A 21471-nucleotide genomic window follows, 5' to 3' on the forward strand; every position below is an offset into this window, starting at 1 on the left:
AAAAATGAAACTTAATTGCGATTTAGGCGAAAGCTTTGGCGCATGGAAAATGGGATTAGATGATGAGGTAATGCCTCATATTGATATGGCAAATATTGCGTGTGGTTTTCATGGTGGAGACCCAGATGTAATAGCCGATACGTTGTATTTAGCAAAGCAGCACAATGTACAAATAGGTGCGCACCCAAGTTACCCCGACCAACAAGGTTTTGGCAGGCGCTCTATGGCCCTTAGCGCGCAAGAACTGACCAATTGCTTACATTACCAAATTGCTGCCCTTGATGGCATGGCTAAAGTACAAGGCTTAACACTTAGCTATGTTAAGCCACATGGTGCTTTATATAACGACATGATGAAAAACGATCATATTTTACAAACAGTTATTACTGCCATAGCGCACTACCCTGCACCATTAAAGCTTATGCTGTTAGCCACAAAAGACTCTGCAAAACACACCTTTGCCGCCAATAGTTTAGGTGTAGATCTTATTTTAGAAGCCTTTGCTGATAGGCAATATACAGACGAAGGGCATCTAGTATCTCGCCACCTTGATGGCAGCGTTCACGACAAGCCAGCGCTTTTAGCACAAGTAAAACAGCTATTAACCGAGGGTTGTGTAACCACTCGCTCAGGGAACACCCTAAACTTAAATGCCAACAGTTTGTGCGTACATGGCGATAACGCAGCCGGTATAGCTCTTATTAAAGAAATTAAGTCACTGTGTGCTTCAGCAACCTAACCTTGCTTTTAACTCGTTATTAAGCCTCAAGTTACAAAACGCGTGTTTGCTTTACTTTAAAAACTATTTAGCTGTAAAGGGGCTTTACAGCTTTAACCTCCATTAAGTTCAATCACGTAAAACCTAATATCACTTTAAAAAAAGCGCAACAACACAGCACAAGTCCCATTGCATAAGTAACAAAGCGCTGAAATATATTGTGTTGCGCATTAAATTTTAACGCAGTAAGCCCGCTATTTATTACTCTAAAGTAACCAGGCTTTACTTAAACGGGTATTAAATTATAGTTTCACCGCATCGCGCTTTTCATCCCTTTCCTGCTGACATATAACTACATATACAAAAACCAAACAGGGAATACAAATGAAGACGCTTTTAGCACTTAGTTTAAGTAGCAGTTTATTACTTGGTAGTAGCCAGTTAGCTTTTGCAAAGGACAACATATTACAGCTACAAGATGTGTTTAACCTTGAATACGCCAATCAAATTGATATAACAGACGATGGTAAAACGGTGTACTTTGTACGTAACCGTATGGATATAAAAACGGACCGTAAAGTCAGTAATATTTGGTCAGTTGATTATAAAACTAAACAACTGCAACCGCTTACCTCGGGTGTGCATATGGATCACTCCCCGGTACTATCGCCAGATGGGCAACGCCTTGCATTTATATCTAACCGCGATGGCAGCAGCCAAATTTATATGAAGTGGCTTAAAACAGGTGCTGTAGCAAAAATTAGTAACCTAACCAGCAGCCCACGCGCAATTACCTGGCATCCCGACTCTCAGCAGCTTATTTTTAGTATGTTTGTACCAAGTAGCAGTGCACCACCTGTTAACTTACCTGGCAAGCCTAAAGGTGCTACGTGGGCAGAACCTGCTAAATTTATAGACGATGTATACTACCGTGCCGACGGAGGCGGTTATAGCCAAAAAGGTTTTAGCCAATTATTTGCAATAGATGCAAATGGCGGCAATGCAAAGCAGCTCACACATGATGAGTTTAATAACGCCGGCGAAGTAAGCTTTAGTAAAAACGGCAACAGCCTTTATTTTTCGGCCAATCGGCATGAGCAAAATCAACTAAAGCCCACTAATAGTGAAATATACCAGCTTGATTTAAGCACCTTAAAAATTGCTGCCATTACCAACAGAAACGGCCCTGACCAACAACCTAAAGTATCTCTCGATGGGCGTTACCTAGCCTTTACAGGGTATGACGACAAACGCACCAATTACGAAAACACGCAGCTTTATATTCGTGATTTAAAAACGGGCGATACAAAAAGCCTAACCCCTAATTTTGATAGAAGTGTGGGGAAAATTAAATGGAGTGCCAATTCAAAAGGAGTTTACTTTAGCTACGCAGACGAAGGCCAAACCGCCCTTGCCTACCAACCACGCAGTGGTAAGCGTAAAGTGATCACCGAGCAAATAGGTAGCGTTGCGTTTGGTCGTCCTTATTCGGGCGGCGATTTTGATGTAAGCGAAGATGGCGATATTGCTTTTACACTTGCCGATACTCAGCGCCCTGCAGATATAGCCACTATAAAACGAGGCAAAGCTCGTCGCCTCACTACACTCAATGCCGATGCGTTAGGCGATAAAGAACTTGCCAACGTAGAAGAAATTTGGCTTAAATCGAGCCACGACCAGCTGCCAATTCAAGGTTGGATTGCATACCCTCCTGGGTTTGATAAATCAAAAAAATACCCACTTGTATTAGAAATTCATGGCGGCCCTGTGGCTAATTATGGCCCTCACTTTAGTACCGAGGTGCAATTGTTTGCAGCCAAAGGAAACGTGGTTTTATACATGAACCCACGAGGCAGTGACTCATACGGTAAAACGTTTGCCCAAACAATTCATCATAATTACCCAAGTAACGATTTTGACGATTTAATGACCGGCGTTGATGCGCTAATAGCGAAAGGCTTTATTGATGAGTCTAAACTATTTGTAACAGGTGGCTCTGGCGGTGGTGTATTAACCGCATGGATTGTAGGGCACACCGACAGGTTTGCAGCAGCAGTGGTGGCTAAACCCGTGATTAATTGGATCAGCTTTGTACTAACTGCCGACTTTTATCCATTTTTTGCCGATTACTGGTTCCCAGGTAAACCTTGGGATCATATTGAGCACTACATGAAACGCTCACCTATTAGCTATGTAGGTAACGTAACAACGCCCACTATGCTTTTAACAGGGGAGGCAGATTACCGTACCCCTATTTCTGAAACCGAGCAGTTTTATCAAGCCCTTAAGCTGCAAGGTGTTGACACCACCATGGTGCGTATCCCTAATGCATCACACGGTATTACGGCGCGCCCTTCTAATTTAATGACTAAGGTGGCTTACATTCAATGGTGGTTTGATAAACACTCAAACAAAAAATAAGCTCCGTGTTTAGGTTTAAAAATAGCCACACCTAAGTGGCTATTTTTTGTAATTACCAACGCTTAGGTTAATTAATGCCAAACTGTAAACCCCCTTTACAGTTTTGAGCTTATCCATATCGGACTTAGGTGTTTTTCAGTTAGTAAAATTTCGGTTTATTGTAATTTAAATCGTTTGAGTTGGTAAAAAATCGGTTTGAGCCACTGTTTATAAGCACTCAGTTAGTAAAAAATTGTTTTATAAAGGCACCAGGTTAGTAAAATTTCGGTTTATTATTTTACTTATACTTAGTAAAACAGCTAAAAACAGCCTTTTAATAGGGGGATTTTGCACTTTAAAGCGGCTTTACAGTAAAAAAGCAGCCATATAGCTGTACTTAATATCTACCTAGTTAAATTGTGATCCACAACTAAATTTAGGCGAGTCCGATTTATATTAATATAATAAAAAAAGGGCCTTACGGCCCTTGAGTAACACTATCTAGAAAAGTTAAAACTGGTTCATGGTGTTATCTTCACCACCGGCTTTAAGTGCGTTTTCACCAGAGAAGTACTCTTTGTGCGTATCGCCAATATTAGACCCTGCTAAATCTTGGTGCTTAACTGAGGCTTGTTCGCGGCGAATTTCTTGACGTTGTACATCACGTACATAAGCAAGCATGCCCATATCACCAAAGTAACCTTCTGATAAAATATCGGTGCTTAGTGCAGCCGTATGGTATGTAGGCAGTGTAATTAAGTGATGGAAAATACCCGCTTCACGTGCACCATCGCGCTGGAAGTTTTGCACTAATACATCCGCTTCAGCAGCAAGCTCTGTATCGTCCATTTCTGGCGCCATTAGGCCTTTATTATCACCTAGGCTTGGGTAAGCGCTCAAGTCGCGACCCGCTTCTTGCCACTCTTGGTACACTTGCTCACGGAACTTAAGCGTCCAGTTGAATGACGGCGAATTGTTATAAACAAGCTTAGCATCAGGTACTTGCTCTTTAACGCGGTTAACTAGCTCTGCAATTTGTTTAACATGTGGTTTTTCGGTTTCAATCCACAATAAGTCAGCGCCCGATTGTAAGCTTGTTACACAATCTAGTACTACGCGGTCTTTTTCAGTGCCTTCGCGGAACTGGTATAAACCGTTTTCTAAACGCGTTGGCTTACATAATTGGCCATTAATTTTCATTGCCGTATCACCTTCGTTTAAATCATCTACACCGTTAATAGGTGTGGTTTCTAAAAACGCGTTGTACTGGCTAGCTAAGTCTCCTGGCGTTTGAGACACAGGCACTTTTTGCGTAAGGCTTGCACCTAATGAGTCGGTACGCGCAACAATAATACCGTTATCAATACCGAGTTCTAAAAATGCGTAACGTACAGCGTTAATTTTTGCTAAAAAATCTTCGTGCGGTACAGTTACTTTACCTGCTTGGTGACCACATTGTTTAGCGTCAGACACTTGGTTTTCTATTTGAATGGCACACGCACCTGCTTCAATCATCTTTTTAGCAAGTAAGTAGGTTGCTTCTTCGTTACCAAAACCAGCATCAATATCGGCAATAATAGGCACTACATGTGTCTCAAAATTATCAATTTTATCAAGCACCGCTTGCACATCGCCGCCATTGGCTTTCGCTTCGTCTAGATCATTAAATAAGTGGTCTAGTTCACGGGCATCGGCTTGTTTTAAAAACGTATAAATTTCTTCAATAAGCGCAGGCACTGAGGTTTTTTCGTGCATGCTTTGATCCGGTAACGGGCCAAATGCAGAGCGAAGTGCAGCAACCATCCAACCACTTAAGTAAACATAACTGCGCTTAGTTGTTTTTTGATGACGCTTTATTGCCATCATCATTTGTTGCGCAGTAAAACCATGCCAACAACCTAAAGACTGTGTGTATTGGCTGGTGTCTTTATCGTAAGCGGCCATATCTTCACGCATTACATCTGCGGTGTATTGTGCAATTTCAATCCCTGTACGAAAACGGTTTTGTAAACGCATGCGGCTTGCATACTCAGGGTTAATGGCTTTCCATGCGCTACCTTGAGATTGGCAAAGTGTTGCTAGAGTATCGGTTTCACGTGTGTATGTTGTCATAATAAAATCCTTCGAACGGGTCTATAAATTATTTAAATTATTGTGAGAGTGGCTAGGAGTGTGTGCTCCGTATCGCTTAATTCAACATTAGGCTTATTTTTTAGATTTAGTAAATTTATAGTTGTTATTACCGCTATATTTTTTGTGAATGGTTAAAAAGCACGCACTGAGCCTTTTTTGCGTTATTGTTGCTTTAACGCACACAACAACACCGCGACCGTTTAAGGAAGGTAAATATGGCACACACTCTCACACACTCAGGGCTAAGCGTAGATACACAGCTCGCCAACTTTGTAAAAACACAGCTACTCCCAGGCACTCATTTATCTGAGCAGCAATTTTGGCAAAGCTTTGCAAACATAGTACAAACGCTTACCCCGCAAAATAACGCTCTTTTAGCTAAGCGCGAGCAGCTACAACAACAAATAGATGACTACCATAAAACAAATAAAACGTGGGATAGCGCGCAGTACCAAGCGTTTTTAACAGACATTGGCTACCTAGTACCAGAGCCTGCAGACTTTGCCATTGAAACGCAAAATGTAGAGCCCGAAATAGCACTCAGCGCAGGCCCTCAGCTTGTTGTGCCTGTTAGCAACGCACGTTTTGCGCTTAATGCGGCTAACGCGCGCTGGGGTTCGTTATACGATGCGCTATACGGCACCGACGTATTAAGTGAAGACGACGGCGCTGAAAAAGGCACTACGTATAATCCGGTTCGTGGTTTTAAAGTAATGGCGTATGCGCGCCAGTTTTTAGATAAGGCCCTGCCCCTTAAAAATGGCTCACACATAGAAAGCACCAACTACTCAATTGTTGAAGGCGCCTTGTCTATCACCCTAAGAGACAGCTCGCATACTCAATTAAAAAACCCTGAGCAACTTATTGGCTACCAAGGCGAGGCGCAAAACCCAAGTGCTATTTTATTAAAAAACAATGGCCTGCATGTAGAGCTGCAAATAGACCATCACCACCCTATAGGCCAGGCCGACAAAGCAGGATTAAAAGATGTTTTGCTTGAAGCTGCACTAACAACCATTATGGATTGCGAAGACTCTGTTGCCGCAGTAGATGCCGAGGATAAAGTACAAGTTTACAAAAACTGGCTGGGGTTAATGCAAGGTAACTTGGTTGAATCGTTTAAAAAAGGCGATAAAACCATAGAGCGTACTTTACAAAGCGATAAGCAATATACAGCCCTTGATGGCAGTAGCCTTACGCTTAAAGGCCGCAGCATGATGTTTGTCCGTAATGTCGGCCACTTAATGACAAACCCTGCTATTACCGACATTTACGGCCAACCCGTATTTGAAGGCATTATGGATGCGATGTTTAGCGCAACCGCAGCCCTGCACGATTTAAATAAAAAAACAGGCATTAAAAACACCAGTGCGCAAAGCATCAATATTGTAAAACCCAAAATGCATGGCCCTGAAGAAGTTGCTTTTACAAATACGCTTTTTAGCATGGTAGAAGAAGCGCTTAGCTTGCCAAAAAACACCCTAAAAATGGGAATTATGGATGAAGAGCGCCGTACTTCAGTAAATTTAAAAGCCTGTATACACGCAGCAAAAGCGCGCGCGGTGTTTATAAATACTGGCTTTTTAGACCGCACGGGCGATGAAATTCATACCTCTATGCACGCAGGGGTCGCTTTGCCAAAGGCCGCTATTAAAGCTCAGCCGTGGATCAAAGCATACGAAGACCGTAACGTTGATACAGGCCTTGCCTGCGGCCTAAGCGGTAAAGCACAAATAGGTAAAGGTATGTGGCCAATGCCAGATAAAATGGCACTTATGATGGAGCAAAAGCTTGCTCATGTGCAATCTGGCGCTAATACCGCGTGGGTGCCCTCGCCTACCGCAGCCACTTTGCACGCTATGCATTATCACGATGTAGATGTATTTACCGAGCAAAAAGAAATTGCCAAACGAGGCATGGCAAGCCTTACTGATTTACTTACACCTCCTTTAATGGCTCAGCCGCAAACGCTCAGTAAAGAAGATATTCAAAGTGAGCTTGAGAACAATGCACAAGGCATTTTAGGCTACGTAGTACGCTGGATAGACCAAGGTATTGGCTGCTCAAAAGTGCCTGATATTAACCACATAGGCTTAATGGAAGACAGAGCAACCTTGCGTATTTCAAGTCAACATATGGCAAATTGGCTACAGCATGGGGTGTGTACTCAACAACAAATAGAGTCGATTATGGCTAAAATGGCTAAAGTAGTCGATGGCCAAAATGAGCACGACAGCGCTTACAAGCCTATGGCACAAAACGAAGAGTCACTTAAAAATAGTATTGCTTATCAAGCCGCTTTAGCGCTTGTATTAGAAGGTGCTAAGCAGCCAAGTGGCTACACCGAGCCCCTATTACACAGTTACCGCTTAAAATATAAAGCAAAACACCATAACCTAGCTGAATAGTTAACATTAGTTTAACAGCAAAAAAGCGCGTTTTGCCTACACAAAACGCGCTTTTTGTTTATTAGGGCGTGTTGATCTTTGCAGATTGAAATTTGTTCAACCTAGGCAGAACCCAAAAGGGCAGCGTATGTTTGGCATTTATGCTACGTTATCGCCTATTTATGGGGAATAACCACACTTCATAGGCTCTGTCTTGCCTAAAAACCAAACATACTGCTGCAAATTCAAGCGCCAAAGGTCAACACGCCCTAGTACCGTTATTTATTTAGTGCTCACTGTACCTTGCGCTAAATTAATTTTTAATTATTGCGTTATGATACACGTTTTGAACGTCATCACAGTCTTCAAGCATGTTGATGAACTTGTCAAAATTAGCAATAACTTCTTCATCTTCAATTTCTACATGCACTTGCGGAACAAACGTAATTTCATCTACTTCAAAGTTAATCCCTTCAAAGTTTTCCTCAAGCGCTGTTTTCGCTTTATAGTACTCAGTATGGGGTGCAAATACCGACACTTTACCATTTTCAACTTCAACGTCGGTTACATCAACGTCGGCCATCATTAGTGCTTCAAGGACCACTTCGTCATCGTCACCGGCAAAACCAAGTACGGCAAGGTGATCGAACATATGTGCAACACAGCCCGGTGTACCAATTTTTGAATCTGTTTTGGTAAACGGTAAACGTACATCTTTAATTGTACGGTTTGGGTTGTCGGTTAAGCAATCAACAATAACCATGCAGTTACCTGGGCCATAGCCTTCGTAACGTGCGGGAGAATAATCTTCCCCTGCCCCACCGGCTGCTTTTTCAATTGCTTTTTCTATTACGTGAGCAGGAACCTGGTCTTTTTTTGCTTTTTCAATTAGACGACGCAGTGATTGATTGACATCGGGGTCTGGTTCGCCATTTTTAGCGGCAACATAAATTTCTTTACCGTACTTTGAGTTAACTTTAGTTTTTGCGTTGGCTGTTTTAGCCATCGAGCTCTTACGGACTTCAAATGCTCTGCCCATCTTGTGCCTCTAATCAATACGTTAATTTTGCCATATTTTACCAATTCAAACCCTATTGGGCTAGGGTCTGTTGAACTTTACAAACTGAATTTAAAACAACCTATTTGCTAAATAAATACAGCTGCTCCTATGCAAATAACACTGGAGTAATTACGCAACAATAAAAGTTAAGCGCTATTTAACATAACTCTACTTTTTGTGAGTAACTTTCGACTAAAGTAATTAATTCGGTAAATTCACGTAAAACGTAATCAGCTTGGTCGGCATAAATAGGCACCGCGTTTGGCGCGTACAAACAAGCGCGCATATTTGCATTATGTGCTGCTTGAATGTCGTATAAAAAATCCCCTACGTATAACAAGTTGCTGGCGTTTATATTCCAAAGCGTGGCAATTGCATTTAAGGCACTGGGATCGGGTTTGGCTGGGGCATCGCTACGGGTTAATACCGTTTCGATAGGTAGCGGGTTATTTTGTAGCTTTATTGCTGCCGCTTTATCAAAATTGCGGGTAACAATAGCCATAGGAATATTTTTAACTTTAAGGGCGTTAACGGCTTCGGTTACGCCTGGCAATATAGTGGCAAACTGAGCGTCTTGCAGCTCGTGCTGATGCACTATATTCATCGCCTCTTCACGCATGTAGGGCGATGGAAGCTGGGCAATATAATCAAGTAGGTCTTGCTCGCATGGGCAACCTATTTGTGCTTTTATAAGAGAGAAATCTAACTCAGACGATACTAACGTGCCATCTAAATCAAATATAACTCCTTGAATAGCCTCTACTTGAGCTTTCATATCATTCCTTGAATGGGGTAAAAATCAATACAACATGTGTACACATAATGACTCTACTTCATGAGAATAATTTAGCAAATGTTTATCAAACAAATTATTAGAAAAGTATTCACTTATCTATTACTTAGCCTTATAAACACCAATTAATTACTAAAATTCTACGAACAGCTAGTAATAACAGATCAAAAATGAACACAGCATAAACAAAAGGAGAATACGCGCACATAAACTGCAGTGCGCGTAGGTTGGGGAAGTACTTATTGCTCGAACTTAGCCTCGAGCCAGGTATCGTTTTGGGTAAAGTGAAGGGTTTTAATCTTGCCTTTACTTTCTACGTTTACCATATTTACTTGAGAAGGCCATAAGTCACGCAGTGCGCCATTACTCATTTTTATGCCTTCAATCCCTTTTGGGATAGGAGCTTCTTGATACACCCAAAAAAACTTTCCATCAATTTGCGCACCGACTTGGCTAAGCGTTAATGGCTTACCCTTTAAGGTTTGCAGCGCAACATGCGACTCAACATACTCTACAAAACGTTGTTGGTCGGCCTTGTTGCTAATGATATCGGCTTTTCCATTAAATAAATGCGCTACAGCATGCTCAGTATCATGCAAATAAAAGCGATGCATAAGCTCAATATTGTTAGTGCGTTTATTAAAAAGCACCGTAGTAACCGATGACTTTAGTTGATGCGCCATACTTGGCGCAGCAACTAAAAGGCAAACAATAATAAGCAAAAAGCGCATTATTGCTGCTCCTCACCATCTTTTTTCTCGTCTTTTTTAAGCTCAGTTTTAATGTCTTGCATAATATCTCGACTTACTTTCGCTTTACTCTTTTTCTTTTTATACACTTCAATACGTGAAGGAATAATACGACGAGGGTAGTTGTTGTTCTCAACATCTACATCAGCTGTTTCCCAGCGAGGGTCAACGCTTACCGATACCAATGGCTTATTTTTATCTGTCACAATAAGCTTTTGTACATTTTTGTGATTACGGCGCCAAATTTCAGCGGGAATGTAACGCTCTTCGGTTGTGCCATCTTCATAGGTTAGCTCTAATAAAATAGGCATTACCAAGCCACCTAGATTTGAAAACTCCATAACATAGTAGTTTTTATCTTCTTCAAGCGCGCGATCTAGCGTTTTACGCTCCCACGGCTCTAAGCCTTTTAAAAACTTGTTGTACGCGTTACGTTCTTTATTGGTAACAGTAAAGCGGTCGTTTTCGTCGTAAAAGTCGGTAATATCTGGATTTTTTTCAACCCAAGTTTGCTTACCTTCTTCACGGTTGCGCTTAACAAATAGTGATGTTGGTTTGTCTGCTTCTATATCGCGTAAGCGTTTAAAGTCAATATCAGGGTTTTTAGTATCTAAACGTAATTGATACACTTTATCTAACGAGATATCTACATGGTCGGTGCTGTAAAACCAACCGCGCCAAAACCAATCTAAATCAACACCCGAGGCTTCTTCCATCGTACGGAAAAAATCTGCTGGAGTAGGGCGCTTGTATTTCCAGCGCTGTGCGTACTCTTTAAAAGCAAAGTCGAATAAGTCACGGCCTAAAATAACTTCACGTAAAATATTAAGTGCCGCAGCTGGTTTAGTATAAGCATTAGGACCTAAACGTAGTACGCTGTCTGACTGCGTCATAATAGGTACTTGGTTTTGCGATTTCATGTAGCTCACAATATCGCGCGGCTCAACACCCCACGGTATAGTTGGGTCCCATTCACGCCCTGCAACACCATCTAAAAAGCTATTTAAACCTTCATCCATCCAGGTCCATTGGCGCTCATCAGAGTTTACAATCATAGGGAAGTAAATATGGCCAACTTCATGAATAACCACACCAATTAAAAAGCGTTTTTCAGCTTGAGAATAAGTGCGCGAACCATCATCTTGCAGCTCTGTACGTGGTCCATTAAAAGTGATCATTGGGTATTCCATACCACCTACAGGGCCATTTACCGATTGCGCTACAGGGTATGGGTAGTCAAATGAATAGCGAGAGTACACTTCCATCGTATGTACTACAGATTCAGTTGAATACTTTTTCCATAAATCGCCACCCTCTTTAGGGTAAAACGACATAGCCATCACTAAAGGTTGTTCATCGCCACCTTGCTGATAGCCCTTTGCATCCCACATAAATTTACGCGACGACGCCCACGCAAAGTCACGCACATTTTCTGCTTTAAAGTGCCATGTTTTTGTTTTATCGGTACCTTGTTTTTCGTTTTCTAACGCTTCTTCTTCAGTAACAATAAATACAGGGCGTTTTGCTGTTTCAGCTTTTTCTAAGCGGTTACGCTGCGTGCGAGTAAGCACTTTGCTTGCGTTATCTAACTTACCTGTTGCCGATACAATATGATCAGCAGGTACAGTAATTTCTACATCGTAATCACCAAACTCAAGCGTAAACTCACCACGGCCTAAAAACGGCTTGTTTGTCCATGCTTCGTAATCGGTGTAAGCAGCTAAACGCGGAAACCACTGCGCAAGTAAAAATATATCGTTGCCATCTTCTTCAAAGTGCTCGTAACCAGAACGCGCACCTACGGCATCTTCTTCAACAATGTTAAAAGCAAAGTTCATACTAAACTCAGCTTCTTTGCCTGGCTTTAACGGCTCGTTTAAATCTATACGCATTAGCGTATCAACAACAGTAACGCGCAGTTCATCGCCATTGTCATCTTTTACATTGCTAATTGTATAGCCTAGCTCGTTGTCGCTCATAAATTGCTGACGACGTAGCTCACCTAAACTTAACTTAGCCGGCTTTTGTGCAGGTAAACTATTTAGCGTGCTTTTAAACGTTTTTGTGGTTTCGGCAATTGAGTCGCTTTTAAAAATATTTTGATCTAACTGTAACCACAAATATTTAAGTGTATGCGGCGAGTTATTTTTATACTCAATGCTTTGGCTTGCTGTTAAGCGGCGCTTTTTTTCATCAAGCTTTACATCTATGTCGTAATTAACACGTTGCTGCCAGTATTTTTCGCCAGGCTCACCGGCGGCACTACGATAAACATTTGGGGTAGGAAGCGCTTCGTCTAACTGGCGAAACTTATCAACGAATGAGCCTTTAGTTTGCTCAACGGATGACGCTAACACAGCGCTCGACATTGCCAGAGGCAACACAAACGCGCTTAGCGTAAGAACTGTTTTTTTCATTATGAGTCCTAGTGGAATTTTGTGAGCGTACTTTGACAAAGTTACTATTTTTGTTCAATTAATTAGCGACCAACCGCCCATTAAACACGGTAATATTCACGTTGTTTTAACATGGTTTTTGAATTAGTAAATTAAGCCGCTTTTAAAACTGTAAAGGGGGTTTACACTGTACAGCTAGTTGATGTGTATTAATTAAGGTACAAACACTGTATTTATAAGGGTTCAGGCCTAATTCATGCCATTAGCTTAGGATTAAATTAAGGTGCAAAAATATGTTGTTTTAATTGAGCTTAAATTTATAGCGTTAGCAGTGTTTACACGGTTTTAATGCGCTCAGGTTCAATACAAATTAAGCAGCATATTTAAACTAAAGGAGCCCGATATGAAATTTTACATTGTAAAAAAAGATCATCAGCTCGAAGCTATCCCTGCTGATAAAGACTTACTAGAGCGCTACGAATCAAACCAATATTCGTATGTTAATGTGGTGTCGGCATGCAATAAGCAAGATGCACTAAAACGCCTATCTACTGAACAAAAACACAGTAAAAAGTGGCTAATAATTGGCGCAAATATTGCCGTGATCTCACTAATATTAACTATTTATACGATAAATTAAAAATAGTGAAATTTTAGGTTGATATTTAGTGCATTTTATATTTAAAATCGCCCACTTTTTTTATTTGAGCATAATAAAATCGTTACAATTATTCTCAAATATGTACTTATTACCAGTAAGCAATGTGGTGGGTGTATGGATTTTTATATCCTAAAAAAACAACAAGAGCTAATAGCCATTCCAGCAAATCAGCAAAGTTGTAAGCAGTATCTAGACTCAGGTTATTTTTATATTGATAAAGTAGCCGCCTGTAACGAAACGAATGCCATAAAAGCATTGCAAGCAAAGCAAACTAAAAGTTTAAAAATGCCGCTAGGTATGGCTTTGTTAGCGCTTCCTGTCATTATTATTGCTATATATAGTTTTACCTAAACTAAAGCCCTCCCGAGGCTTGCATCTTTACTTGCCTTGGGTATATTGGCGCTCTTATGGTTTTTTAAGAGCGCGATATGAAAGTTCTCCACACCTCAGATTGGCACCTAGGCCAACAATTTTATGAACATGACCGCCGTGATGAGCACGCTGCATTTTTTACTTGGCTACTTAGCACCCTTGTAGAGCAACACATAGATATACTTTTAGTTGCAGGCGACATTTATCATACAGCCACACCCAGTGCCAGCGCCGAAAACCAACTTTACCAATTTATAAAAGATGCTAAAAAGCGTTGCCCGCAATTGCATGTAGTTATTATTGCCGGCAACCACGACTCAGCAAATCGTATATTAGCGGCGCAGCCATTACTTGCTCAGTTTGACACCCATGTAGTGGGGCGCTTTGAAGTAACCGACCCAGCCAATACCGTGATTGAAATAAATACGCAAAATAAACGCGCTGTAATCGTCGCTATGCCTTTTTTACGTACCAGCGATATAAGTTCACTTAGTCATACTAAAAACGGCCCTAGTTACGCACAAGGCGTTGAAAAAGCCTATAAGCTTGCTCTTGATCACGCCTATAGCATTAACACGCAAAATTCGCCGTTAATTGTAATGGGGCACTTACATGCCAAAGGCGGTGATATTTCAAGTGACTCAGAACGTAATTTAGTGATTGGTGGGGAGGAGTCTATTTCGGCCAATGTATTTGGTAACAAGGCAGACTACGTAGCACTGGGGCATTTACACAAAGCGCAGCAAGTCGCTAAAAAAGACGTTATTCGGTACAGCGGTACGCCTATTCCTATGTCGTTTTCAGAGCGTAACTACACGCACCAAGTTAATATAGTAGAATTTAAAAGTGATGAAAAACAAACTATTAGCACATCTGTAAACCCCCTTTACATTCCACGCTCTGCTGAAGTGATTATTTTACCAAAAGGGGAGTGCGTGCCATTAAGCGACTTATGCGAGCAAATTAAAGCGCTCGATACATCACAACATACTATTGCCCCTTATTTACGCGTAAAACTTAAATCAAGTGATACCGACACCACCTTTAGAGAACAAATAGAGCAAGCACTTGAGGGTAAACACGTAAAATTTTGTGGCATTGAGCGGGTACGAGAACAAACCATAACAAGCGATAACAGCGCCGTATTTGAAGATTTAAGCGAAATTGAAATGCTCAACCCATTAAACTTATTAGAACAAGCCTTTGCAAACGACAAAGATATGGCCGGCCAAGCTGTACCAGATGAGCTAAAAACACTGTTAAACGATGTAATAAGTGAGCTGACGGAGCAAGAGCAACTATGAAAATAACCGCAGTTCGTATTCATAATTTAGCCTCAATAGTCGATGCCGAAATCGACTTTACTCAAGCTCCACTAAAAGATGCGGGCTTGTTTGCTATAACCGGCGACACAGGCGCAGGTAAAAGCACCTTTTTAGATGCTATTTGTTTAGCGCTTTATACTAAAACAGCCCGCTTAAAAGGCGATAAAGGCAACTTAATTGATTTTAACGGCGACAGCATAAAGCTAAACGATGCGCGTAACTTACTGCGCAGAGGCAAATGGGAAGGCTTTGCTGAAGTTGATTTTGTTGGCCAAGATAAACAACTATACCGCGCACGCTACGTTATTACCCGTACCCACAAAAAAGCAACAGGCAAGTTAAAAGTAGCTGAGCATACGTTACTAACCTTGCCCGATGAAACCCTAATAGCCGATAAAAGCCAAACCATAAAAGAAGTAGAAAACAAAATAGGGCTAAGCTTTGATCAGTTTTCCCGCGCGGTATTATTAGCACAGCACGAGTTTGCAGCCTTTTTAAAAGCCACAGGCGATGAACGCGCACAACTTTTAGAGTGTTTAACCGGCACCGATAAATTTAGCTTAATTGGTAAACGTATTTTTGAGCGTAATAAAGCGCTAAAAGATCAATATGAATTACTTAATGCAAGCCTTGCAAGCTACACCTTATTAAGCGATGACGAATTAAGTGCTAAACAAACCCTGCGCGATGAGTTACTTAAAAAAATTGAGCAAACTAAAAAATCGCATGCAGCAACAGAGCAAAACTTAAATTGGTATAAACAAGCAGCTAGCTTATCGCAGGCACTAGAACACGCAATAAAGCAGCAACAACACGCGCAACAACAACTTGACGCAATAGCAAAGCAAAGTGAGCAAGCTAAACAAGCACAAAGCGCCCTTGAAATAAAAGACAACCGCAAACGTCATGAGTACTTAACGGCGCAAAACAAAGCACTTAGTACGCAAATAAGCGATTTAAAAGCGATTGACCATGCAGCGCTTATAAAAGAGCAGGCCGCAACACTTTCAACAAAGCAAAGCGAGTTAAAAACAGCGCAAGTGCAAAAGCAAACGGCAGAGCCAATTATTGCAAAAGCCCGCGAGCTCGACAGCCAACTTGCTATACACGCACAAACAATTACAAGCCTAACTCAGCAAAGCGAAAAAGAGCAGCAGCAACTTAGCGAATTACAAACGCAGTGCACGCAAAGCCAAAATGCACTTGATGAGGCAACAAAACTCAGCACTGGGCATCAAACGTGGCTAAACGAGCACACGCAGCTTAAACCATTGGCTAATGATTGGAATTATTACCAACATAGCTTTAATACGTATTTAAGTGCCAATGAGCAAATAAAGGCAACCGCTTCGCAAAACCAACAGCTGTTAGAAGAGCAAAGTAAACAAGCGGCGCTGTTAGCAGAGCAAACTAAAAAAGTAGAGTTGCAAGAGCAACAACTTGCGCATAAACAAAAAGATCTTAACCAGCTAAGTGAACAACAACGCCAATTTAATATTGAACAATGCGATAGCAAACTTAAAAATATTGAATATTTAAAAGATCAGCGTTTGCGCTACCAGCAGTTTAATCAAGAAATAAAAAACAGCACACAACAACAAGCGGCGGTTGCGGCCAAGCTTGTACACAGTGAGCAAACGCAAACAACATTGCAACAAAGCTTAGCCTCTTGCGAGCAAGCACTTAAACACAGTGAATACGCATTAAACCAAGCTCGCCTGCGTGCCAGCGAAAACGTAGAGCATTTACGCACGCAGCTTACCCCTAACGAGCCATGTGTAGTGTGCGGGGCAAAAGAGCACCCGTATGCAAGCAGCCAAAACCCGCAATTAAATAACCTAATAGCCGATTTTGAAACAAGTTATAACCAAGCTAAGCAGCAACACGATAGCGCCCAAGCTAAGCTGCACCAGCACCAAACTCAACATGCTATACTTGTCACTGAGCACGCCCAATACAGCCAAGCCATACAGAGCGCACAGGCAAAGCAGCTAGAAATTAAAACAACAATGCAAGGGGCACGTACAGAGCTTAACGACTTAACAGCACAGCAGCTTGATGAAACATACGCCCAGCTCAGCAGTCAAAAGTCGCACTATTTTGAATCGCAAAAACAGCAAACAGCCCTGCAAGAAAAAGTAAATCAGCTAATAAATAACTTAAAAGCCGAGCAACATACACAGCAGCAATTGCATAATCAGCATGTTGAATTAACCAATAAGCTTGGCCAAATAAACACTAAACATGCAGAGCTAAATACGCAAGTTAACGAGCTTACCAGCACCCTTAATGCACAGTTTGAGCACAGTGACTTTTGGCAGAAATTGCAAAACAACACGCTTAATATGAGCGATTTAAGCCAGCAGGTTGAGCAGTTCCAGCAAACACAGGTTCAGCTTGAACAAAGTCAAAAACAAATAGACAGCGCTAATCAGCAATTACAGCAACTCACACCGTTAATTGCTAAAAGTGAGCAAGCGCTTAAAGTTTTAAAAGACGATTTAGCCAAAGCGCAACAACTGCAAAATACCACACGCACAGAGCGCCTTGCTTTATTTAACAACGAGCCATTAAGTGCCGATGATTACCAAGCAAAACTTAATGCGCAGCTTGAGCAGTGCCAAAAGGCGTTACATACAAGCCAACAAGCCCACGACAGCGCAATTAAAAAACGCGATGAGCACGCTATAACACTCAAAAATATTGAGCAGCGCTTGGCAGAGCATACTCAAGAGCAAAGTACACTTGAAGAGCGCTACAATGCCTGGTTTAGCGACTTTAAAGCGCAATATAGCGAGGCAAATCACGAACAGATCGCTATTTTACTAACTCTCACTAGTGAGCAAATAAAAGAGCAATTAATGCAGTTTGAGCAGCGTTTAGCAGCACTCACAGATGCAAATGCAGCGCTTAAGCAACAGCAAAAGGCGCAAACAGATCACCAAAATACTAACAAGCCCGAAAAAAGCGAAAGCCAATTAGCAGAGCAAGAAACGACCTTAGCCAATGAGCAAACTGAGCTACAAAATAGTTTGCTTGGCACTAATACCGCACTTGAGCAACACAATCAAAACGCCAAAGCACTTAAAGGCAAACACGCTGAACTTGCTACCCTTAAAAAGCAGGTAGAGCAGTGGCACGTGCTTAATAAAGTATTAGGGGATGCAACCGGTAAAACCATGCGTAATTTAGCGCAAACACAAACCCTTAAAATATTGCTGCATTATGCTAACAGCCATTTAAAAACCCTCAATAAACGCTACGAGCTCACTGCCATTGCGCAATCGCTCGATATAGCCATTATTGACCGCGATATGGCCGACGAACAACGCTCTGTTAATACGCTCTCTGGTGGTGAATCATTTTTAGTATCACTAGCACTGGCTTTAGGGCTTGCATCGCTTTCTTCAAACAAAGTGCAAATCAACTCTTTGTTTATTGACGAAGGGTTTGGTACGTTAGATAGCGAAACACTCAGCGTTGCTATGGACGCACTCGACTCATTACAAGCACAAGGCCGTAAAGTAGGGGTTATATCGCATGTGAGTGAAATGAGTGAACGCGTAGCCACGCAAGTACATGTAAGTAAAAAAAGTGGTGGATACTCCACTGTTGAAGTCTTATAAAGGAGTTAAAAAATGCCAACATTCACAGGCGAGCAAGCAACGCATTACAACGACCGCATTACCCGTTTAGTCCCTGGTTATGAGCTATTGCACCAACTTACTAATGCTCAACTTAAAGCAACCCTTAAAGATAACGCACATATTTTAGTCGTGGGCGCAGGCACAGGCAAAGAAATACTCGCCCTTGCCGCGCTTAACCCTACTTGGCAATTTACCGCGCAAGATACCTCAAGTGATATGCTCGCAATTGCTAAACAAGCGTTTGAAGAGCACGGCATAGCAAAGCGCGTTAATGTTATTGAAGGCGAGCTTGATAAGCTATCTACTAAGGCCGATGCGGCGCTATGCCTACTCGTAATGCACTTTTTAAAAGACGACGGCAGCAAAAAGCAGCTATTAAAAAATATTAAAGCTAATTTAAATAAAGGCGCAAACTTATTTATTAGCGATTTAATGAAACCCGAAACCGACTTTGAGCGCGAAGCACAAATTACTGTGTGTGCCGATTTAGGCTTAAGTGATGCAGGGCAAGCCTACACAGCTCAAAACTTAGACAGTGAATTTTACTCACTTGATAGAATGCGCTTTAGCGAGTTACTTAATGAATGCAAATACGGTATTCCTAAGCTTTATTTTAAAGCGCTTGGTTTTAGCGGATACGTTGTTTAATAGTATAAAATTTAAGTAACATAACCCCAAAACACCGAGTATGCATACTCGGTGTTTTATTTTATACACATCCTTACATTTCCTGACAGCAACAAACAAACTTCTCACATCTTTTATATGCGTTGCTACTTATTATTTCCCTATTAAATATTAACAGGGACTCAACATGAAAAAGTATCTTATCGCGGTATTACTACTCTCAGGCTGCGCATCACAAGGGGTAGATCGAAACAATCAAAACCAAATTATTAAGCGTTACTACGCATCAGTAGAATCAATGCAACCCGTCACACTTTCATCTGAAGTAGGCACAGGCATAGCAGCTGGCGCCGGGTTCGGCTTTGTAGACAGCTTAGATGGTAACACTGAAGAAATGCTCGGCGGAGCAATAATTGGTGGGTTAGTGGGAGGGTTATTTACCGCGTTATTTGAAGGCGGTAACGATGCCTATCAATACAATTTATACGCTGTCAACGAGGGCGAATTTACTATTATTCAAAAGCAAAAACTCGATAAAAACACGCAATGCGTGGTAGTAAATGCAGGCGATACAGTAAAAATTGAGCCTGTAGCGCACCACTTTTGCAATCAAAACTAATTAATACCAAAAGCCGATACTGCAATATCGGCTTTGTGTTTTACATAAGCATAGGGCGCATCCCACTAAATACGTGTTACTCAGATTAGGTTTATATCAACTACCTTTAACCAATCTCACCAAGTGCTTTCATCGCGGCCTGCGCTTTATCGGTTTGTATAAAAATATGGTCGTGATAAAACGCAGCTACTACGTTAGTGCTAATATTATGCTCGGTTAATTTGGCCGATACCGCAGCGGTTAACCCAACAGCCTCAAGGCTTGAATGCACATTAAGGGTAATTAAATTATATTTAGCTTCATAAGTAATACCGGCATTATCGGCGGTATCTGCATTTAAAATAAGGGTTAGGCCTTCTTCTTCAATGTAACTGGCAAGCGGGTTTAAATGAACGTAGTCAGCAAGGTTGCCTGCTAAACAACAAAATATATATTCACCTTGTTTAAGCTCGGGGTTCATTGATTTTAATAATGTATTTAGCTCTAAAATTCCCGCCATGTTGAGTCCTTACATTTTTAATTAGATGTTTTAAGCTTGGCAACTAGCTCGCTTAATCGGGCTATTTTAATATTACTTAACTGCCGGTAATCAAAGTACGGGCACACAATAATGTTATTCGTTGTATCAATTGCAAACTCATCGTCTAACCAATTAAATTGCGCATTAAGCTTACCTTGCTGTAATAAGTTTTTAGCATGGGTTCGCCCAGCAATAATATGCAGTTGGTTTTTATTTGTGCCGTTAATGATGGGCGCACTAAATAACAGCGCTGTTTTACTGTTTTTTTGCAGTAAAAGTGTATCGCGATAAGCTTGCCAGCTAGCGGCTTGTTTAGCAAAGCTGTAATGCTCACTCGGTAGCGCAAACAACACTTTAGCGTATACGTTAAACACTTTACGCCAGCCATTACCACAGTGCTGGTTTATGGTATTTATTTGCTCGTTTATTACAGGCTCAACACTGTGTAGAGTTGCAAAGTAGGGCATAGGCGGCGCTTTTGCCACATAAACGGCTACGCTAAAGGCTTGCTCACCTAAGCCAATTAGTTGCTCACTCACACTAGCTCGTCTTTTTCTGCGCTAAAATACGGTCGAGGTTATTGGCAAAGTTTTGGCGGTCGGTTTGGCTAAGCGGTGGTGGCCCGCCACTCATTTCTACGCCGCTTGAGCGCATGGTATCCATAAAGTCGCGCACGTTTAATAACGAGCGAATATTCTCTGGCGTGTAAAGCTCACCACGCGGGTTAAGTGCTTGGCCACCGTTATCTATAACTTCACTGGCTAGCGGTATGTCGCCAGTAATAACTAAATCGCCTTTTTCTACGCGTTTTACTATTTCGTCATCGGCCACATCAAACCCGCTCGAAACCTGTACGCGGCTTATAAATTTTGAAGGCGGAATGCGCATTGCATGGTTAGCTACTAAAATGGTTGGTGTTTGCGTGCGCTCAGCGGCTCTAAAAAGTATTTCTTTTATTACCACAGGGCATGCGTCGGCATCTACCCATATTTTCATGCTTAAATCTTTTAATTGCTCTAGTATTTAGCTGATCCTATAGCAATTTATTTTAATCGGCTAGCAAA

The 21471-nt window shown here is 41.5% G+C and carries 17 protein-coding genes; 9 read left to right on the plus strand and 8 right to left on the minus strand.

Annotated elements, in window-relative coordinates; all coding sequences use genetic code 11:
- Window positions 1-4: 4 nt before the first annotated feature.
- A complete protein-coding gene (locus tag SJY38_RS18700; protein WP_004587184.1) occupies window positions 5-739 on the plus strand; it encodes a 5-oxoprolinase subunit PxpA in 735 nt (244 codons plus the stop codon).
- Between the two features lie 363 nt (window positions 740-1102).
- Window positions 1103-3139, plus strand: a complete 2037-nt coding sequence (locus SJY38_RS18705) for a S9 family peptidase (protein ID WP_377110560.1) — start codon at window positions 1103-1105, stop codon at window positions 3137-3139.
- Between the two features lie 489 nt (window positions 3140-3628).
- Here the strand turns inward: SJY38_RS18705 and SJY38_RS18710 are convergent, their stop codons facing one another.
- Entirely contained in the window at window positions 3629-5230 is a 1602-nt protein-coding gene (locus tag SJY38_RS18710) for an isocitrate lyase (RefSeq protein WP_004587182.1), read from the minus strand.
- Window positions 5231-5466: 236 nt separating this feature from the next.
- On the opposite strand from SJY38_RS18710, the gene SJY38_RS18715 reads away from it, so the two are divergent.
- The gene (locus SJY38_RS18715) at window positions 5467-7659 is read left to right on the plus strand and encodes a malate synthase G (protein ID WP_377110561.1); all 2193 of its coding nucleotides are present in this window, start codon (window positions 5467-5469) and stop codon (window positions 7657-7659) included.
- Between the two features lie 292 nt (window positions 7660-7951).
- Here the strand turns inward: SJY38_RS18715 and SJY38_RS18720 are convergent, their stop codons facing one another.
- The 4 genes from SJY38_RS18720 to SJY38_RS18735 form a co-directional block, all read right to left on the minus strand.
- A complete protein-coding gene (locus SJY38_RS18720) occupies window positions 7952-8677 on the minus strand; it encodes a YebC/PmpR family DNA-binding transcriptional regulator (protein ID WP_024032996.1) in 726 nt (241 codons plus the stop codon).
- Between the two features lie 178 nt (window positions 8678-8855).
- Window positions 8856-9473, minus strand: a complete 618-nt coding sequence (locus SJY38_RS18725) for an HAD family hydrolase (protein ID WP_377110562.1) — start codon at window positions 9471-9473, stop codon at window positions 8856-8858.
- A 257-nt stretch (window positions 9474-9730) separates the two neighbouring features.
- Window positions 9731-10222 carry a DUF6702 family protein gene (locus tag SJY38_RS18730; RefSeq protein WP_377110563.1) on the minus strand — a complete coding sequence of 164 codons (492 nt, stop codon included), beginning with the start codon at window positions 10220-10222 and terminating at the stop codon, window positions 9731-9733.
- Window positions 10222-12657 (minus strand): M1 family metallopeptidase, encoded by a 2436-nt coding sequence (locus tag SJY38_RS18735; RefSeq protein WP_024032997.1) that lies wholly within the window; start codon window positions 12655-12657, stop codon window positions 10222-10224. The genes SJY38_RS18730 and SJY38_RS18735 overlap by 1 nt, the downstream gene beginning before the upstream one ends.
- Window positions 12658-13039: 382 nt before the next feature.
- On the opposite strand from SJY38_RS18735, the gene SJY38_RS18740 reads away from it, so the two are divergent.
- The 6 genes from SJY38_RS18740 (at window position 13040) to SJY38_RS18765 (ending at window position 19887) form a co-directional block, all read left to right on the plus strand.
- Window positions 13040-13276, plus strand: coding sequence for a hypothetical protein (locus SJY38_RS18740; protein WP_004588265.1), 237 nt, complete (start codon window positions 13040-13042; stop codon window positions 13274-13276).
- A gap of 135 nt (window positions 13277-13411) precedes the next feature.
- The gene (locus SJY38_RS18745) at window positions 13412-13648 is read left to right on the plus strand and encodes a hypothetical protein (RefSeq protein ID WP_004588266.1); all 237 of its coding nucleotides are present in this window, start codon (window positions 13412-13414) and stop codon (window positions 13646-13648) included.
- A gap of 77 nt (window positions 13649-13725) precedes the next feature.
- Entirely contained in the window at window positions 13726-14973 is a 1248-nt protein-coding gene (locus SJY38_RS18750; RefSeq protein ID WP_377110564.1) for an exonuclease SbcCD subunit D, read from the plus strand.
- The gene (locus SJY38_RS18755; protein ID WP_377110565.1) at window positions 14970-18620 is read left to right on the plus strand and encodes an AAA family ATPase; all 3651 of its coding nucleotides are present in this window, start codon (window positions 14970-14972) and stop codon (window positions 18618-18620) included. The genes SJY38_RS18750 and SJY38_RS18755 overlap by 4 nt, the downstream gene beginning before the upstream one ends.
- Window positions 18621-18632: 12 nt before the next feature.
- Window positions 18633-19289 carry a class I SAM-dependent methyltransferase gene (locus tag SJY38_RS18760; RefSeq protein WP_377110566.1) on the plus strand — a complete coding sequence of 219 codons (657 nt, stop codon included), beginning with the start codon at window positions 18633-18635 and terminating at the stop codon, window positions 19287-19289.
- 166 nt (window positions 19290-19455) lie between these two features.
- Window positions 19456-19887: a hypothetical protein gene (locus SJY38_RS18765; RefSeq protein WP_377110567.1), complete on the plus strand. Its 432-nt coding sequence runs from the start codon at window positions 19456-19458 to the stop codon at window positions 19885-19887.
- 106 nt (window positions 19888-19993) lie between these two features.
- Here SJY38_RS18765 and SJY38_RS18770 read toward each other — a convergent pair whose 3' ends face one another.
- From SJY38_RS18770 to SJY38_RS18780, 3 genes are read right to left on the minus strand one after another with little or no spacing between them, the layout of a single operon-like run.
- Window positions 19994-20386, minus strand: a complete 393-nt coding sequence (locus SJY38_RS18770; RefSeq protein ID WP_377110568.1) for an ACT domain-containing protein — start codon at window positions 20384-20386, stop codon at window positions 19994-19996.
- A gap of 17 nt (window positions 20387-20403) precedes the next feature.
- On the minus strand, window positions 20404-20946 hold the full coding sequence (locus tag SJY38_RS18775) for a DUF6942 family protein (RefSeq protein ID WP_286744827.1): 543 nt from the start codon (window positions 20944-20946) through the stop codon (window positions 20404-20406).
- A gap of 1 nt (window position 20947) precedes the next feature.
- Window positions 20948-21403 (minus strand): YaiI/YqxD family protein, encoded by a 456-nt coding sequence (locus tag SJY38_RS18780; protein ID WP_289107775.1) that lies wholly within the window; start codon window positions 21401-21403, stop codon window positions 20948-20950.
- Window positions 21404-21471: the final 68 nt, after the last annotated feature.

Origin of the sequence: Pseudoalteromonas sp. R86517 (assembly GCF_042466295.1) — a bacterium.
GTDB classification, from domain to species: Bacteria; Pseudomonadota; Gammaproteobacteria; order Enterobacterales; family Alteromonadaceae; genus Pseudoalteromonas; species Pseudoalteromonas atlantica.

Bases quoted from the DNA above. Each gene is read 5' to 3' on its own strand.
- SJY38_RS18715 (WP_377110561.1), top strand. From the start codon at position 5,467: ATGGCACACACTCTCACACACTCAGGGCTAAGCGTAGATACACAGCTC.
- SJY38_RS18780 (WP_289107775.1), bottom strand. From the start codon at position 21,403: ATGAAAATATGGGTAGATGCCGACGCATGCCCTGTGGTAATAAAAGAA.
- SJY38_RS18740 (WP_004588265.1), top strand. From the start codon at position 13,040: ATGAAATTTTACATTGTAAAAAAAGATCATCAGCTCGAAGCTATCCCT.
- SJY38_RS18735 (WP_024032997.1), bottom strand. From the start codon at position 12,657: ATGAAAAAAACAGTTCTTACGCTAAGCGCGTTTGTGTTGCCTCTGGCA.
- SJY38_RS18705 (WP_377110560.1), top strand. From the start codon at position 1,103: ATGAAGACGCTTTTAGCACTTAGTTTAAGTAGCAGTTTATTACTTGGT.
- SJY38_RS18725 (WP_377110562.1), bottom strand. From the start codon at position 9,473: ATGAAAGCTCAAGTAGAGGCTATTCAAGGAGTTATATTTGATTTAGAT.
- SJY38_RS18770 (WP_377110568.1), bottom strand. From the start codon at position 20,386: ATGGCGGGAATTTTAGAGCTAAATACATTATTAAAATCAATGAACCCC.
- SJY38_RS18720 (WP_024032996.1), bottom strand. From the start codon at position 8,677: ATGGGCAGAGCATTTGAAGTCCGTAAGAGCTCGATGGCTAAAACAGCC.
- SJY38_RS18730 (WP_377110563.1), bottom strand. From the start codon at position 10,222: ATGCGCTTTTTGCTTATTATTGTTTGCCTTTTAGTTGCTGCGCCAAGT.
- SJY38_RS18760 (WP_377110566.1), top strand. From the start codon at position 18,633: ATGCCAACATTCACAGGCGAGCAAGCAACGCATTACAACGACCGCATT.
- SJY38_RS18700 (WP_004587184.1), top strand. From the start codon at position 5: ATGAAACTTAATTGCGATTTAGGCGAAAGCTTTGGCGCATGGAAAATG.
- SJY38_RS18755 (WP_377110565.1), top strand. From the start codon at position 14,970: ATGAAAATAACCGCAGTTCGTATTCATAATTTAGCCTCAATAGTCGAT.
- SJY38_RS18765 (WP_377110567.1), top strand. From the start codon at position 19,456: ATGAAAAAGTATCTTATCGCGGTATTACTACTCTCAGGCTGCGCATCA.
- SJY38_RS18745 (WP_004588266.1), top strand. From the start codon at position 13,412: ATGGATTTTTATATCCTAAAAAAACAACAAGAGCTAATAGCCATTCCA.
- SJY38_RS18750 (WP_377110564.1), top strand. From the start codon at position 13,726: ATGAAAGTTCTCCACACCTCAGATTGGCACCTAGGCCAACAATTTTAT.
- SJY38_RS18710 (WP_004587182.1), bottom strand. From the start codon at position 5,230: ATGACAACATACACACGTGAAACCGATACTCTAGCAACACTTTGCCAA.